General features: G+C 64.9%; 17 protein-coding genes. 9 read left to right on the forward strand and 8 right to left on the reverse strand.

Going from position 1 to position 15,964, the window contains the following annotated elements; all coding sequences use genetic code 11:
- Genes ABDC78_RS26245 through ABDC78_RS26275 form a run of 7 tightly spaced genes read left to right on the forward strand, consistent with a single transcriptional unit; the run spans position 1 to position 8,613 of the window.
- Positions 1 to 858, forward strand: coding sequence for an ABC transporter permease (locus ABDC78_RS26245; RefSeq protein WP_178357042.1), 858 nt, complete (start codon positions 1 to 3; stop codon positions 856 to 858).
- Positions 859 to 866: 8 nt separating this feature from the next.
- Positions 867 to 2,075, forward strand: a complete 1,209-nt coding sequence (locus tag ABDC78_RS26250) for an MCE family protein (RefSeq protein WP_178357041.1) — start codon at positions 867 to 869, stop codon at positions 2,073 to 2,075.
- The gene (locus ABDC78_RS26255; RefSeq protein WP_178357040.1) at positions 2,072 to 3,097 is read left to right on the forward strand and encodes an MCE family protein; all 1,026 of its coding nucleotides are present in this window, start codon (positions 2,072 to 2,074) and stop codon (positions 3,095 to 3,097) included. Before ABDC78_RS26250 ends, ABDC78_RS26255 begins: the two co-directional genes overlap by 4 nt.
- On the forward strand, positions 3,098 to 4,201 hold the full coding sequence (locus ABDC78_RS26260) for an MCE family protein (protein ID WP_178357039.1): 1,104 nt from the start codon (positions 3,098 to 3,100) through the stop codon (positions 4,199 to 4,201).
- Positions 4,185 to 5,678, forward strand: coding sequence for an MCE family protein (locus tag ABDC78_RS26265; RefSeq protein ID WP_178357038.1), 1,494 nt, complete (start codon positions 4,185 to 4,187; stop codon positions 5,676 to 5,678). Before ABDC78_RS26260 ends, ABDC78_RS26265 begins: the two co-directional genes overlap by 17 nt.
- On the forward strand, positions 5,675 to 7,009 hold the full coding sequence (locus tag ABDC78_RS26270; RefSeq protein WP_178357037.1) for an MCE family protein: 1,335 nt from the start codon (positions 5,675 to 5,677) through the stop codon (positions 7,007 to 7,009). The genes ABDC78_RS26265 and ABDC78_RS26270 overlap by 4 nt, the downstream gene beginning before the upstream one ends.
- A complete protein-coding gene (locus ABDC78_RS26275) occupies positions 7,009 to 8,613 on the forward strand; it encodes an MlaD family protein (protein ID WP_178357036.1) in 1,605 nt (534 codons plus the stop codon). Before ABDC78_RS26270 ends, ABDC78_RS26275 begins: the two co-directional genes overlap by 1 nt.
- A gap of 39 nt (positions 8,614 to 8,652) precedes the next feature.
- Here ABDC78_RS26275 and ABDC78_RS26280 read toward each other — a convergent pair whose 3' ends face one another.
- A complete protein-coding gene (locus ABDC78_RS26280) occupies positions 8,653 to 9,171 on the reverse strand; it encodes a hypothetical protein (RefSeq protein ID WP_178357035.1) in 519 nt (172 codons plus the stop codon).
- Between the two features lie 79 nt (positions 9,172 to 9,250).
- On the opposite strand from ABDC78_RS26280, the gene ABDC78_RS26285 reads away from it, so the two are divergent.
- On the forward strand, positions 9,251 to 9,679 hold the full coding sequence (locus ABDC78_RS26285; protein WP_178357034.1) for a hypothetical protein: 429 nt from the start codon (positions 9,251 to 9,253) through the stop codon (positions 9,677 to 9,679).
- Here ABDC78_RS26285 and ABDC78_RS26290 read toward each other — a convergent pair whose 3' ends face one another.
- Both ABDC78_RS26290 and ABDC78_RS26295 read right to left on the reverse strand, forming a co-directional pair.
- Positions 9,680 to 10,120, reverse strand: a complete 441-nt coding sequence (locus tag ABDC78_RS26290) for a hypothetical protein (protein WP_178357033.1) — start codon at positions 10,118 to 10,120, stop codon at positions 9,680 to 9,682.
- Between the two features lie 134 nt (positions 10,121 to 10,254).
- Positions 10,255 to 11,535: a cytochrome P450 gene (locus ABDC78_RS26295; protein ID WP_178357032.1), complete on the reverse strand. Its 1,281-nt coding sequence runs from the start codon at positions 11,533 to 11,535 to the stop codon at positions 10,255 to 10,257.
- A gap of 148 nt (positions 11,536 to 11,683) precedes the next feature.
- Here ABDC78_RS26295 and ABDC78_RS26300 point away from each other — a divergent pair, with 148 nt between their 5' ends.
- Positions 11,684 to 12,307 (forward strand): TetR/AcrR family transcriptional regulator, encoded by a 624-nt coding sequence (locus ABDC78_RS26300; RefSeq protein ID WP_178357031.1) that lies wholly within the window; start codon positions 11,684 to 11,686, stop codon positions 12,305 to 12,307.
- Here the strand turns inward: ABDC78_RS26300 and ABDC78_RS26305 are convergent.
- The 5 genes from ABDC78_RS26305 to ABDC78_RS26325 all read right to left on the reverse strand — a co-directional run bounded on the left by ABDC78_RS26305 (position 12,295) and on the right by ABDC78_RS26325 (position 15,963).
- Positions 12,295 to 12,588, reverse strand: coding sequence for a cytochrome C oxidase subunit IV family protein (locus ABDC78_RS26305; protein ID WP_178357030.1), 294 nt, complete (start codon positions 12,586 to 12,588; stop codon positions 12,295 to 12,297). The genes ABDC78_RS26300 and ABDC78_RS26305 overlap by 13 nt on opposite strands.
- Before the next feature lie 4 nt (positions 12,589 to 12,592).
- Entirely contained in the window at positions 12,593 to 13,189 is a 597-nt protein-coding gene (locus tag ABDC78_RS26310; protein WP_178357029.1) for a cytochrome c oxidase subunit 3, read from the reverse strand.
- The gene (locus tag ABDC78_RS26315) at positions 13,186 to 13,944 is read right to left on the reverse strand and encodes a hypothetical protein (protein WP_178357028.1); all 759 of its coding nucleotides are present in this window, start codon (positions 13,942 to 13,944) and stop codon (positions 13,186 to 13,188) included. The genes ABDC78_RS26310 and ABDC78_RS26315 overlap by 4 nt, the downstream gene beginning before the upstream one ends.
- Positions 13,941 to 14,696 (reverse strand): hypothetical protein, encoded by a 756-nt coding sequence (locus ABDC78_RS26320; protein ID WP_178357027.1) that lies wholly within the window; start codon positions 14,694 to 14,696, stop codon positions 13,941 to 13,943. The genes ABDC78_RS26315 and ABDC78_RS26320 overlap by 4 nt, the downstream gene beginning before the upstream one ends.
- Positions 14,697 to 14,802: 106 nt before the next feature.
- The gene (locus tag ABDC78_RS26325; RefSeq protein WP_178357026.1) at positions 14,803 to 15,963 is read right to left on the reverse strand and encodes a thiolase family protein; all 1,161 of its coding nucleotides are present in this window, start codon (positions 15,961 to 15,963) and stop codon (positions 14,803 to 14,805) included.
- Position 15,964: the final 1 nt, after the last annotated feature.

Genomic DNA, 15,964 nt, shown 5'->3' on the forward strand with positions numbered 1-15,964 from the left:
ATGGGTACTCAGACGGTGGTGCGGTCGCGGTTCCCGCGGCTGGTGGATTATGCGGGTCGTCCGGTGCGCACATTGGGCCGCATCGGCGACCACGTGCTGTTCTACGGCCGCGCGCTGGGCGGGGTGCCGCACGCGACCGTGCACTTCCGCAAGGAGATCATCCGGCTGATCGCCGAGATCTCGATGGGTGCGGGCACGTTGGCGATGATCGGTGGCACGGTGGTGATCGTGGGGTTCTTGACCCTGGCCGCCGGCGGCACGTTGGCGATCCAGGGTTACTCCTCGCTGGGCAACATCGGGATCGAGGCCTTGACCGGGTTCTTGGCGGCGTTCATCAATGTGCGCATCGCGGCTCCGGTGGTGGCCGGGATCGGGTTGGCGGCGACGTTCGGTGCCGGGGTGACCGCGCAGCTGGGGGCGATGCGGATCAACGAAGAGATCGACGCATTGGATTCCATGGGGATCCGGTCGGTGGAGTACCTGGTCTCCACGCGGATCGTCGCGGGGATGATCGCGATCACGCCGCTGTACTCGATCGCGGTGATCCTGTCGTTCGTGGCCTCTCAGTTCACCACGGTGGTGTTGTTCGGCCAGTCCGGTGGCCTGTATGACCATTACTTCAACACCTTCCTCAACCCGATCGATCTGTTGTGGTCGTTCCTGCAGGCGGTGCTGATGGCGATCGCGATCCTGTTGGTGCACACCTATTTCGGGTTCTTCGCTTCCGGTGGGCCCTCAGGTGTGGGCGCGGCAGTGGGTAACGCAGTGCGAACCTCTCTGGTGGTCGTGGTCTCGGTGACACTGTTGGTGTCACTGGCGATCTACGGCGCCAACGGCAACTTCAACCTGTCGGGCTAGGAGACGAGTTGAGCAACAATCGTGGTACCAGCTACGTCCGGCCGCTGGCCGGGCTCGGTCTGGTCGTCGCGTTACTCGCGATCTTCGCGCTGTCCGTCGGACTTTTCCGTGGGAGCTTCACCGAAACCGTTCCCGTCACCGTGATCTCGGACCGCGCCGGTCTTGTGATGAACCCTGACGCCAAGGTCAAGATGCGCGGAGTTCAGGTCGGCAAGGTCAAGTCGATCGAGTATCGGCCGGATGGCACCGCCACTCTGCAACTGGACATGGATCCGTCTCAACTGCACCTCATCCCGTCGAACGTCAACGTCGACATCGCGTCGTCGACCGTCTTCGGCGCCAAATTCGTCCAACTCGAGGCCCCGCCGGAACCGACAGCACAGCCCTTGGGAAGAGACCAGGTGTTGCGCGGCGACGCCGTCACCGTCGAGATCAACACCGTGTTCCAGCAACTGGTCCAGGTCTTCGACAAGATCGACCCCGTCAAGCTCAACGAGACCCTCGGCGCCATCGCGCAGGCGTTCAGCGGCCGCGGTGAGCAGTTCGGCACGACGTTGTCCGACTTCAACGCGCTGCTGGCCGAACTGGAACCCAGTCTGCCCAACCTCGCCCGCGACATCGAAGCGTCCGTCCCAGCGCTCACCGCGTACGGCGATGCCGGCCAGGACCTCGTGTCCATACTCGAGAACACCTCCACGTTCAGCAACTCCATCGTCGAGGAACAGGACAACCTCGATGAGTTCCTGGTCAGTGCAACCGGTCTGGCTGAACTCGGCAACGAGGTGGTCGGTGCGAACCGGCAGGGCATCACCGACGTCATGCGCCTGCTGGTACCGACCACCGATCTGCTCCGCGAGTACCGCAAGTCGCTGTGGTGCGGCATCGGGGGTCTTGTCCCGTTCGCGAAGACCCCGCCGCAATTCTCGGGTGTCTTCGTGTCGGCTGGATTGACACTGGGTGTCGAGCGCTACCGTTATCCCGGCGATCTGCCGAAGGTCGCCGCCAAGAGCGGCGGCCGCGACTACTGCGCCGAACTCGGTTTGCCGGCTCTGCCGCCCGAGTTCGTGCCACCGTTGGTCGTCGGCGATGTCGGGTCCAACCCTGCGCAGTACGGCAACTCGGGAATCCTGCTCAACTCGGAGGGCCTCAAGAACTGGCTGTTCGGACCGCTCGACGGGCCCCCCCGTAACTCCGCGCAGATCGGAATGCCGGGATGACCCGATCAACAGGCACGCTCCTCAAGTTCACGGCGTTCGGCCTCGTCATGGCGGTGCTGACCGCGTTTCTGTTCCTGGTGTTCAGCGACAGCAGAACCGGCGCGACAAACGAGTACTCGGCAGTGTTCACGGATGCGTCGCGGCTGCAGTCGGGGGACACGGTGCGGATCGCCGGAATCAGGGTCGGCACCGTGAAAAACGTCGAACTCCAAGCTGACCGGAACGTGCTGGTCACGTTCGACACCGACCGCAGCACCGCCCTGACGACCGGAACCCAGGCAGCGATCCGGTATCTGAACCTGGTTGGCGATCGATTCCTCGAACTCGTCGACACTCCGGACTCCACACAGATTCTCGGGGCCGGCGCTCAGATACCGGTGTCCCGGACGGTGCCGGCGCTCGACCTCGATGTGTTGCTCGGTGGACTCAAACCGGTCATCCAGGGCCTGAACCCCGAGGACGTCAACGGCCTCACCACGTCGCTGGTCCAGATACTGCAGGGCCAGGGAGGCACCATCGAATCGCTGTTCTCCAAGACGTCGTCGTTCACGAACTCGCTGGCGGACAACAACGCGGTGATCGAGCAGTTGATCGGCGACCTGCAGACGGTCCTGAGCACGCTGTCCGAACAGGGCGATGAATTCTCGGGCGCGATAGACAAACTCGAGCAACTGGTCAGTGGGTTGTCGACCGACCGTGACCCGATCGGCACGGCCATCGAGGCCCTCGACAACGGCACGGCGTCGATCGCCGACCTTCTCAGCCGTGGGCGCGCGCCGCTGGCCGGCACAGTCGACGAGTTGGCCCGGCTCGCGCCGTTCGTCGACAACGACCTGGAGCGGCTCGACGCCACCATCCAGCGCCTGCCGGAGATCTATCGCAAGCTCGCGCGTGTCGGCTCCTACGGCGCCTGGTTCCCGTACTACATCTGCGGTATCACCTTCCGCGCCAGTGATCTCGAGGGCCGCACTGTGGTGTTCCCCTGGATCAAACAAGAGACCGGAAGGTGCGTGGACGAGTAGATGCTGAAATATCGCGGATCTCAGCTCGCCAGAGCCGGTTTCATCGGCGTCGTGGTGATCATCCTGGTCATCGCCGTCGGGTTGCAGCCCGAACGCCTGCTGTCCTGGGCCACCTCCGTGCGCTACCAGGCATTGTTCGCCGAGGCCGGTGGCCTCAGCGTCGGCAACGACGTGACGGTGTCCGGGATCAAGGTCGGCTCCGTGTCATCGATCGGGCTCGACAACGGTGATGCGCTCGTCGGGTTCACCGTGGCCGGCAAGTACCCGCTCGGCTCGGATACCACCGCGCACATCCGTACCGGGACGCTGCTCGGGGAGCGGGTGCTCGCCCTGGACTCCGACGGCAACGGCAGCCTCGATCCCCAGAAGGTCATTCCGGTCTCGCGGACGTCGTCGCCGTATTCGTTGACCGATGCCGTCAGTGAGCTCACCGCGAATACCGCTGAGACCGATACCGATTCGCTGAACCAGTCGTTGGACACCCTCGCACAGACCCTCGACCAGATCTCACCGCAGCTGGGACCGACCTTCGACGGCCTGTCGCGGTTGTCCCGATCGCTCAACAATCGCAACGAGAGCCTGTCGGAGTTGCTGAGGACCGCCGGTGACGTCACCGGGATCTTCTCGGAACGCAGTAGACAGGTCAACGCGCTGATCCTGAACGCCAACGACCTCCTGGCCGTGCTCAACGACCGCAGGTATGCGATCACCAGCCTGTTGTCGAACATCGCGACGGTGTCGCGCGAACTCAGCGGTGTGGTCGCCGACAACGAACAAGAGTTGGCTCCCGCGTTGGAGAGATTGAACAACGTCACGGCGATGCTGGAGCGCAACCGGGACAACCTGGCCAAGATCCTGCCCGGCGCGGCGAAGTACTACCTCACCCAGGGCGAGATCGTCTCGAACGGCGCCTATTACAACGCGTTGGTCCCCAACATCCAGCCGGCGCAGTTGTTACAGCCGTTCCTCGACTACGCCTTCGGCTTCCGGCGGGGTATCGACGCCGGCCAACCGCCGGACAATGCCGGACCGCGGGCAGAACTCCCGTTCCCCGTCAACAGCCTTCCCCAGCCAGGAGATCTCCCCAATGATGGCAACCCGTAAGCGACTGGTGGCCGGCACGGCGCTGGTGCTGGCCATCCTGTTGATCGCCGGCGCCGCCTTTCTCGTGCGGCAGGTCTTCTTCGGCCCGAAGACCATCACGGCGTATTTTCCGACGGCGACGGCGATCTACCCCGGTGACGAGGTGCGGGTGGCAGGTGTCGGGGTCGGCACCATCGACAGGATCGAACCCGAGGGCACCCAGGCCAAGATGACCCTCAAGGTCGACGGCGACGTGGACATCCCAGCGGATGCCAAGGCCGTGATCGTTGCTCAGAATCTTGTTGCGGCGCGCTACGTTCAGCTGACGCCGTCCTATCGCAGCGGTGACGGGCCCACGATGGGCGACGGCGGGGTGATCCCCAGCGACCGGACCGCCGTGCCCGTCGAGTGGGACGAAGTGAAGACCCAGTTGACGCGACTGGCCACCGAACTGGGGCCTCAAACCGGAGTGTCCGGTACGTCGATCTCACGTTTTGTCGACAGTGCGGCAAATGCGTTGGACGGCAACGGTGAAAAGCTGCGGGAAACGCTGAGTCAGCTCTCGGGTGCGGCGCGGATCTTCGCCGAGGGCAGCGGCGACATCGTCGACATCATCAAGAACCTGCAGGTCTTCGTCACTGCGCTGCGCGACAGCAAGGACCAGATCGTCCTGTTCCAGAATCGCCTCGCCAGCCTGACGAGCGTGGTCGACGACAGCAGGTCCGACCTCGACGCGGCGTTGTCCGAACTGTCGATCGCGATGGGGGAGGTGCAGCGATTCGTGGCCGGCAGCAGAAACCAGACCTCCGAGCAGATCCGGAGCCTGGGAAGCGTGCTCCAGGTCCTGTCCGACAACCGTTTGGATCTCGAGAACGTGCTTCACATCACGCCGAATGCGATCGCCAACTTCAACAACATCTACTACCCCAACGGCGGATCGGTGACGGGCGCCTTCTCCCTGTCCAACTTCGCGAACCCGGTCTGGTTCGTCTGCGGCTTGATCGGAGGGATCGCGAACACCACCGCCCCTGAGACCGCCAAGCTGTGCGCGCAGTACCTCGGCCCTGCGCTGAAGTTGGTCAACTTCGGCAACCTGCCGTTCCCGATCAACCCCTACCTGAGGCCCGCGGTCAGCCCGGACCGGATCATCTACACCGACCCGAAGCTCGCACCCGGCGGCGCGGGACCCGGGGATCCGCCCGAGATCCCGCCGACGGTGTCGGCCTACACAGGAGCCGGGGACGTTCCACCGCCGCCGGGCTGGAATGCGCCGGCGGGTCCTCCCGGGATCTACACCACCGACGACGATGCCCCGGCGATTCCGTCACCGGCGTTGTTCCCCGGTGCGCCGATCCCCGGGCCGCCCAACATCGTGACCAACATTCCGGCGCAGTCGCCTCCAACGGTCGACGGGTTGCTGCTGCCGCCGACGCCGGCGCCCGCGCCGGCCCCCGCCGGTGCGCCACTGCTGCCGGCAGAAGGGACGCCACCGTCATGATCCATGGGCTGAAGCGATGGACGATTGTCGGGTGCAGTGTCGCCGTGTCCATGACCGGGTGTGCCTTTCAGGGGGTCAACTCACTTCCCCTTCCCGGGGCGGTGGGCCGGGGACCGGATGCGGTCACCTATCACGTCGAGATCGCCAATGTCGCCACGCTGGAGTCGAACTCGCCGGTACTGATCAACGATGTGGTCGTCGGGAGTGTCGGCCAGATGACGGTCGACGCGTGGCACGCCAACGTGGAGGTCTCGGTCAAGCCTGACGTCGTGGTGCCGGGAAACGCCGTGGCGACAGTGGGGCAGACCAGCCTGCTGGGCTCCATGCACCTGGCGCTGAACCCGCCGATCGGTGAGGAGCCGAGCGGGAGGTTGCAGCCCGGTGCCACCTTGGGCTTGAACGCCTCGTCGACGTACCCCACCACCGAGCAGACGCTGTCGTCGCTCTCGGCGGTGGTCAACGGCGGGGGACTCGGTCAGCTCGGAGACATCATCAACAGCTTCAACACGGGCATCTCCGGACGCGAATCGGAGATCCGTGACCTACTGGTCCGGCTCGACGACTTCGTCGGGGTACTGGAACAGCAGCAGGGCAACATCATCGAGTCGATCCGGCAGCTGCAGCGCGTCGCCGGAACATTCGCCGGTCAGACCGACGCGATCGACCGTGCGCTCAAGGACATTCCACCGGCTCTCGACGTACTCATCAGGGAGCGTCCACAGTTCACCACCGCGCTGGACAAGCTGGGGCAATTCAGCGACACGGCAACCGGCTTGGTCAATGACGCCGGTGACGACCTGGTCGAGAACCTGGACAATCTCGGACCGGTCCTCGGGGCGCTGGCCGACATCGGGCCCGATCTCAACCTCGCCTTGCTGTGGGCCTCGGCCTTTCCGTACGGTCCGGGCTTCGCCGAGAAGATCACCAAGGGTGACTACATCAACCTCTTCGCCACATTCGACCTCACCTATCCACGTCTGAAGAAGACCTTGCTGCTCGGAACGCGGTGGGGTGACGAGAACGCCAAGTTGATCCCCGCTCCCGGCGACCCGTATTACCTGAACTACTCCTATGACCCGCTGAAAATCGGGGTGGCGCCGCCGCCCGGGGAAGCGATGCCGGCTCCGCCCGACGCGGCACCCGGTGCGCCCGCGCCGCCTGTCACCGGACCGCTGCTGCCGGTGAGCCCACCGCCGCCCGCCGCGCCGTGGCTGCCGCAGGCACAGCCGATCACGGGATCGCAGATCTTCGCCGGCCCGTACGGAGAGCAACCGCCCGCACCTGCGGCGCCACCTGCCGCCGTGGCACCGACACCAGGAGGTGGTGGCTGATGATGACCCGGTTTGTACGAAACCAGTTGATCATCTTCACGATTGCGTCGATCGTCGGTGTCGGGGTGATGATCTTCACCTACATGCAGGTCCCCACGCTGCTTGGCGTCGGTCGACTGACCGTAAAGCTGGAACTGCCCGCGTCCGGCGGTCTCTACCGGTTCAGCAACGTCACCTACCGCGGAGTGCAGATCGGCAAGGTCACCGATGTCGCGTTGACAGAGAACGGCGCGGAAGCAACTCTGTCGCTCGACACGTCTCCGAAGATCCCGGCGGATCTCCAGGCCGACGTTCTCAGCGTCTCGGCGGTCGGCGAGCAGTACGTCGATCTCCGTCCGCGCACCGACTCCGGGCCCTTCCTGGAGGACGGTTCACGAATCCCGGTGTCGGCCACCACGATTCCTCAACAGGTCGGCCCCATGCTCGATCAGCTCAGCGCGCTGGTGGAGAGCCTGCCCAAGGACCGGATTCCCGACCTGCTCGACGAGACGTTCAAGGCGTTCGACGGGGCCGGCCCGGAGTTCGGTTCCCTGCTCGATTCCGCATCCGAGTTGACCGGCGAGATCAACGGCGCGTCCGACGAGACCCGCACGCTGATCGACGACATCGGTCCGCTGCTGGAGTCACAGGCCGAGACCACCGATGAGATCCGGACGTGGGCACGCAGCCTGTCCGGGGTCACCGCGCAGGTCGTCCAGAACGACCCGGAGTTGCGCGCGATTCTGCAGCGCGGACCGGGATTCGCCCAAGAGGTCAGCTCGCTTCTCGACCAGGTGAAGCCCACCCTGCCGATACTGCTGGCCAACCTCACCACCGTGAGCCAGGTCCTGCTGACCTACAACCCGGCCATCGAGCAGTTGCTCGTGATCTTCCCCGGCATCATCGCGGCACAGCAGTCGTTCGGCCTGCCCACAAACAACCCGACAGGGTTGCCCGCCGGCGACTTCGCCCTGACCATCAGCGATCCGAACCCGTGCACCACCGGCTTCTTGCCGCCGTCACAGTGGCGCTCACCGGAAGACGAGACCACGCTCGAAACGCCCGACGGGCTGTATTGCAAACTCCCGCAGGACTCTCCGCTCAACGTCCGCGGCGCCCGCAACTACCCCTGTATCGAGCATCCCGGAAAACGAGCGCCCACCGTCCAACTCTGCAACGACCCCAAGGGGTATCAACCGTTGGCGATGCGCGACCACCTCCTCGGCCCCTATCCGTTCGACCCCAATCTGATCTCGCAGGGGCTCCCGCTCGATGACCGTGTCGACTTCGAAGAGCGCATCTTCGCCCCGACGGAGGGCACACCGCTACCGCCCGGTGCGGCGCCGTCCGGGACCCCGCAGGGGTCACCGGAGCTGGCCCCCGTCCCGCCGCCGTTGCCGATGCCGAACGTCACTGCACCACCGGCACCGCAGGAGCCGACGGTTCCCGGCCAGCCCTTGCCCGTAGCGCCGAGTGCGTTCGGCGCCAACGCTTCTGGCGGACCATCGGTGGCCACTGCTCACTACAATCCGGAGACGGGCCAGTACCTGACGGCCGACGGCGCGCTGCAGCGGGTGGCGACCGGGGCCGCACCGAAGACATGGAAGGATCTGCTGCCGACCTGAGAGCGCCGCAGGTGATCAGTTGCCGGACAGAGCTTTCAGCTAGGCGACCTTCTGCGCGGATACGGGGAGTTCGATGACCTTCGGGTTGTTGACGCCGCACGCGCCACTGTCGCTCTTGGTCACGTTGCGGCCCGCCATGTACGTGTAGTCCTTGATAAGTCGTTCCTCGTTGGTGCGGTCCACGCCCCACATGATGAACTTCTGATGTCCGGTGGCGAATGTGCCATTGGGGCAGGGCATCCAGTTGGGCACGTCGTGTTCGATGAACCAGTAGTCCCGCAGACGTACCGTGCCCGTCCACCCCAAGCTGCTCGTGGCCTCGCCCGTGCACTCGATCGGGCTCACGCACGACACGTTCACAGTCCACGTCTCGCGCACGGGAAGTTGTTTGAACTTGACCTCGTTCATCCTCGCCCACTCTCCGTCGGAGTACACCTCCCAGGTGCCGGAGATGCTGACTCCGAAATCTTGCCCCTGAGCCGAGGGGGCGGCACTTAGACTGCCTAGGACGGCGAGCGTCGTCGCGGCAACGCCGCCCATCACACGTAAAGCGCGCATGGTCATCAGCCTAATGGGCTTCTGGAGTAATGCTCTCCAATAACGAGAATTTCGTTCCCGCGCATGGAAAAATGGCGGAGTGCGTTTCCTCGTCGCAGCGATGGCTGCCCTGGCCGCCCCCGCGTGGGTCCTGACCGCTTCACCCGCGGCCGCCCAACCGCCACCGCCGCCTCCCGGCGCCGAATGCAACTACCCGAATTGCACGCCGGGGATCGCGCCCAACATCGTGCTGGGCTCCTACTGCAACAACACCACCTATTACGTTTTCGGGGTGACTGATTGGGGCCGGCTGGTGTTCTGCGGGTCGCCGCGGAGGTACGAGCCGCGATGGTTCCGGTCACCGGAGATGCACGGGATCAAGGTCGAGGGTGACCTGTGCCCCAGCCTCGACGGTGAGGTGGCTCAGGCGCCGGACGGACTCTTCCTCACCTGCGTGGTCAAGGACAATCGGGCCTTTTGGGCGCGCGGCGACCAGTCGGTGGGCGGAGGCAACCCGCCTCCGCCGTAGTCACCAGTTACGCAGCGAGCAGAGTGCGCCTTTGGTTCCCGAATCGGTGGCGACGACGACGTCGTCGACACGCAACTCGCAGACGAAGCCGGGTGCCTCGAGCGCAGGAGTGGTGGGCCCCGGCAGGCCTACGACCACCATGGCCCAGTCTTCGGGGTCGGCCAGCATGGCTTCGAGCACCCATGGCTGACCCGGTCCCAGATTTGCTTCCGCGTTCGGGGTGTAGAGGTACGTGTTGTGGCTGTATTCGGCCCAGTTGGGGGGTTGTACGTCGCGGTAGTAGATCTCGGCGTTGACGATGTCCTGACTGGCGCCCACGGTGTAGCGCACGTGGTGCAATGCCGGTTGGGCGCCGGCGGGCGCTATGGCGACGACCGCGCCGACCGTCAACATGCCCACCGCGGTGATAGCGGCAGCTGGAATCGGCTTGCAGAACAGCATTTTCAGATCTTAGAACATGCTTCTTGAGATACGCCCCGGTTTGGCCGGCTCATCTGCCGCCGGAATTGCATTCCAGCTTGCGGAATCGCGAGTGCGGGTCTGGTGGAATGCAATTCCGGCGAGCAGTCGCATGGTCAGCCGACAGGGGTGAACGTGATGTTCAGTTCGGTCAGACCCCGCAGGATGAAGGTCGGCTCGTAGTTGTACGCGCGGTCGTTCGCGGGTCCGTGCTTCTCCTCGTCGATCTTGATGTCGCCCATCCGGTCCAGGATGCGCTCCATGGACACCCGTCCCTCGACGCGTGCCAGCGGTCCTCCGGGGCAGGAGTGCACACCGCGGCCGAAAGCGATGTGCTCGCGCACGTTCTTGCGGTTCAGGTCGAACTCGTGAGGATGCTCGAACTTGTCCGGATCCCGGTTGACCGCGCCGGGGCACACCATCAACGTGGTGCCTGCGGGCACGTCCATGTCGCCCACCTTGGTGTTCTTCTTCGCGAGCCGGAACTGGCTCTTGACCGGCGCGTCCATCCGCAGCGCCTCCTCCACGAAGACCGGAATGCGACTGCGGTCGTTGCGCAGGGTGTTCTGGACGTCGGGATGATCGCCGAGCACCCGTAGCGACGCCGACAGGAGCTTGGTGGTGGTCTCCTGGCCTGCGGCGAACAGGAAGGTCGCGGAGCGGGCCACCTCGAGGACGGGTGGGGTTGATCCGTCGGGGTACTTCGCGGTGGCCAGAGCGGTCAGGACGTCGTCGCGGGGAGACTCGCGGCGATCCTCGAGATAGCCGACGAACTTCTCGTCGAGCCATTCGAGCGGGTTGAGGCCGACCAGGTCGCTGTGGTCGAGCGATCCCACGACCGCGCCGGGCCGAGGGGAGCCGAGCACGGTGCGGAACTCTTCGTGATCGGCTTGCGGCACACCGAGCAGATCGGCGATCACCAACAGCGAGAAGGGTTTTGCGTAGGCACTCAGGAACTCGCACTTGCCGTCCGCGAGGAAATCGTCGAGACACTCGTCGGCTAGCCGCCACATGAAGTCCTCGTTCTCCTTCAGCCGGCTCGGGGTGAGCAATCGGTTGAGCAGCGAACGCGCATTGGTGTGTTCCGGCGGATCCATGGTGACCATGTGCTCGAACATCGGCATCTGTGACCGGTGGGCCGCGATCTGCCCGGTGATGTCATCGCCCTCCGGGGTGAACGGCAGCGGTGGGAACGGCCCGGCGACCGCGATGCACGACGAGAATGTGTCGGGATCCTTGAGGACCGTGGCGGCTTCGTCGTAGCCGGTGATGGCCAGCACGCCGTAGTTCGGTTCACGCACCACGGGGCACTTGCTGCGGAGGTGGTCGAAGTAGGGGTGCGGGTCCGGCACGAGGGACTGATCGGTGAAGTAGTCGATCGTGTCGAAGTCACTCATGTGCGGGCCTCCGGGGCTACGGGTGTGGATCGCGGGATTCTCTGGATCGCGATAATGCTGAGCACCTGCTTAGCATGGTGTAAGAGTTAGGGTCAAGATCGAAGCGACACGCAGGCATGACGGCAACGGTGGAGGAGCGAGGGTAGCCATGGCATCGCCGCGACGGATCGGCGCGCCGGATGCGAAGAATCGCACCGTGTTGCTCGACGCTGCCGAGCAACTGCTGATCGACGAAGGATATGCCGCGGTCACCTCTCGTCGGGTCGCCGATCAGGCGGGGCTCAAGCCGCAGCTGGTGCACTACTACTTCCGCACCATGGAGGATCTCTTCCTGGCGGTGTTCCGCCGCAGGGCCGAGGAGGGTCTGGCGGTGCTCAACACCGCGCTGCAGTCGCCGCAACCGCTGTGGGCACTGTGGCGGTTCAGCACGGCGCCGGAGGCCACCCGGTTGACGATGGAGTTCATGGGCCTGGCCAATCACCGCAAGGCCCTGCGCGCAGAGCTCGCCTACTACGCCCAGCGTTTCCGCGACGAGCAGAACAAGGCCATCGCCGCTGCGCTCCGCCAGCACGGAATCGAGTCTGCGGATGTTCCGCCGGTGGTCTGGACGATATTTGCGACGAGCGTGTCGCAGATGATGGTGATGGAACGCGCGCTCGGGATGTCGACCGGCCATGCCGAGACCTTCGCGTTCTGTGAGCAGTGGCTGCGCCGTCTGGAAGGTGAGCCGCTGTCGGTCGATCGTGATGAGCAGCCCGTTCACCAGAGGTAGATCACCAACACCGAAGCCCACAGCACGACCAGCCACAGATCGGTGCTGTGACGCAGCCATGAAGGCGCGTGGCGAACCTCCATGAAGGACCGGATGATCATCCGGCACTTGAGGAATCCGAGGAGCACCGCGAGCACGGTGATCGGCACGCTGGCCGTCGCGAGGCCTCCCGAGTGGCCCGGAGCCAGCCACCACGATATGAGCGTGATCGCCGAGAGGATCAGCCAGGCGATCGTGATCGCGCGACTCGACCCGGCGCTGCGAAGCTCTGTGGTGGTCACACCATCACCGCATCACGTAGAACAGGCCGAAGATCACTACCCACAGAAGATCGACCATGTGCCAGTAGGTCGCGCTCGACTCCACCATCACCATGCGTCTCTTGCGCGGGTTGCCCAACTCCCGCACAACGATTCCCAGGATCAACAGGCCGAGCAGCACGTGGAACAGATGCACGCCGGTGAGCATGTAATAGAAGCTGAAGAACTCGTTGTCGACGATCGTGTGGCCCTCGGCCACCTTCGTCGACCACTCGAAGGCCTTGATCCCGATGAACAGCAGTCCGCAGGCCCCGCCGGCGTAGGTCAGGCGTATCGCGGTGGCGTGATTGCCGCCCCGGGCCGCCAGCACGCTGCGCGCCACGAACCACGAACTCGTCAGCAGCACAAGGGTGTTCAGTACGCCGATGTTGAGGTTCAGGTGTTGCTGCGCCTCGAGGAACTCCTGTGGCGCCATGGCGCGGTGCACCGAGAAGATCAGGAAGAACGACCCGAAGATGATCAGGTCGCCGAGCACCATCACCCAGATCGCGTTGTCGCCGGGAACGTGCGTGGTCGGCGCACTCTTGGTGGTGCGGTTCTGAGCCTGCGTCGTCTCCGTCATGGCAGCGGTGTTTCGTCGGCGGGCTGTTCCTCGTTCGCCTTCTTGAGGAAGACGATCACGCACGACAGCCAGAAACCGAAGATCACCGTCCCGGTCCAGAACGACATCGAACCGTTCCAGGAGAACGGACCGGCCGAAGACACGAACAGCGGCGCCGCCATGATCTCGGTGACGATCTGCCAAATGGTCACGTAGGCGAGCCACTTCGGGAAGATCCTGTTGCGGTCGTAGAGGATCGCGACGGCGAAGCCGAAGTACGCGGCGGTGAAACAACCCAGCGAGCCGACGTAGGAGAGACATCCGAGGTCGTAGAGCAGTGCCAGCACCTCGGGATCGCGGTCCGGACGGAACGTCGCCACCAGGAAGCAGAGGGCGACCAGCAGGCACCCCGGGAGGGCACCGACGGCCATGCCGCCCATGTACACGTACGCCATGGTCGAGCCGGCCGACATGCGTTTCATGTGGTACACCACGATGCCGTTGGCGACCCCGGCGCCACCGATGATCAGGATCAACAGCCCGAAACCGAGTTGGATCGTCGTGGTGTGCGCGGCGAAGAACTCGACCTTCTGCTCGGTGGTGACGTCGGGCCGTGGTGGCGGCATGACCCTTGCCAGCAGGAAGAAGATCGCCCCGAACGCGGCGTAGAACGCGGGCACGATCGAGAAGATGATCCACAGGTCGCGTTTGCTCGCCGGACCCGGTCGAGACCCGCTCGCGGGGGTGTCCGCCTTCGGTGTGACGACGGTGCTCATCGAGCGACGCCCTCCTCGACCGCCTGCCGATGCAGTGTTGTGCGGAGCACGAAGAACATGACGACGACGAACAGGGCGAACGCGACGACGCGGAGCCAGAACGAGATCGCACCGTCCCAGGCCAGCGGGCCGGTGCGGAAGACGGCGGCGGCGGCGGCCGGCGCCATCGCCAACCCGGTCACGACCGCGAAATGGCCTACCCAGCGCGGGAATACGGGATTCGGGCCGGCGTGGGCGCTGGTGTCGAAGTACACGGCGAGCGCGAGGAGCAGGTTCTGTGCGACCAGCATGCCGACGGGGGCCACCAGCGTGATCCAGGCCAGGTCGTTGAGAAGCAGCAGAAGCTGCGGGCTGCGGTCGGGGCGGTAGGCCGCAACGAGGTAGAAGATGTTGGCCAGCGCGAAGATGGTGGCCCCGCTGACCACCGCCGTCAGATAGCAGTAGGCCAACGCGTGACTCTGGGCCGCCATCCGCTTCATCTGTACGACGATCACCATGAAGAACGGCAGCAGCATGATCGCGCACAGGTTGTAGGTGATCATGCTGAACCGGATCATCGCGGTGTTGTCCGCGTAGAACGCGGCGACCTCGCCGGCGGACATCGACGGCGACATCGGCGGCAGGAAGCCGGGGAAGGCGACGAACGCGACGACCAGGATCACGGCGACAACGGGAGTCGTCCACAGGGCGACCAGTTGTGTTCTGATGTTCGCCGTCTTCGGCAGGTCCTCGGCTTCAGCAAGAATCTGCATCCCGCACACCCCAATTCGTCGTCCTGTAGCGGTTGTCGATCGGCTACTCAGCAGAGAGTAGCCGATCGGCAACCGAACATCCAGAAGTGTCGCCGGGGCGTGGCCGTCAGAGTGAGAGGATGGTCGCCGAGGCGGTGCCGGGTGCGCCATAGACCTGGGCGAGGCCGACGCGGGGCTCGCCTGGAACCTGCCGGTCGCCGGCTTCGCCGCGCAATTGGCGGACCAGCTCGTGCACCTGTCGCAGGCCCGAGGCGCCGATCGGCTCACCGTTGGCGATCAGACCGCCGTCGGTGTTGACCGGGATGGCACCGTGAATCTCGGTAGCACCGTCGGCCAGCAACTTCTCCTGCTCGCCGTCGGCGCACAGACCGGTCTCGGCCATGTGGATGACCTCGGCGCCGGCGTCGGTGTCCTGAAGTTGCGCGACGTCGACGTCCTCGGGGCCGATGCCCGCCGCCTCGTAGGCGGCCTTGGCGGCGAACACCGTCGGCGAGGGATCCTCGTCGAGCGGCGCGGACGTGGCGTGCACCTCGTAGGCGCCGAACGTCCGTGTGCGAATCTCGCTGGCACGCACGAACACCGGCTTGGCTGTGTACTTGTGCGCGAGGTCGCCGCGGCACATGATGACCGCGGCCGCGCCCTCGTCGGGTGCGCAGAACATGAACTGGCGCAACGGATAGTTCAGCACCGGCGACGCCATGATCTCGTCGACTGAGATCTCCTTGCGGCGGAACGCATTCGGATTCAGCGCGCCGTTGCGGAAGTTCTTGTTGGCCACCCGCGCCAGGGGCTCCTCGGAGATACCGTGTTTGTGGAGGTAGTGGTTGGCCTTCATACCGAAGAACTTGGTGGTGACGAACTGGCCGTTCTCGGCGTACCACTGCGGCAGCGCGAGCTTGGCGGGGTCGTCGGTGAACGCGCCACGGGGGTGCTTGTCCAGTCCGATCGCGATCCCGATGTCGTACTTGCCCAGGCGGATCGTGTCGGCCGTCTGCTGAATGGCCGATGCCGCGGTGGCGCAGGCGTTGAAGACGTTCGTGAACGTGATGCCGGTCAGGCCGACCAGTCGGGTGACGGCGTCGGGGTTGGACACCTCGTAGCTGCCGCCGAAGCCGAACTGGATGTCCTTCCACCCGACACCGGCGTCGGCCAGCGCCAGATCGATCGCCTCGGCACCCATCTCCATCGCGGTTTTGTCGAACCGGCCGAACGGATGCAGGCCCACGCCGATGATCGCGACATCGTTGGCGGAGTTGGAGTTGCTCATC

The organism is Mycobacterium sp. DL, assembly GCF_039729195.1.
Classification (GTDB): Bacteria; Actinomycetota; Actinomycetes; order Mycobacteriales; family Mycobacteriaceae; genus Mycobacterium; species Mycobacterium hippocampi_A.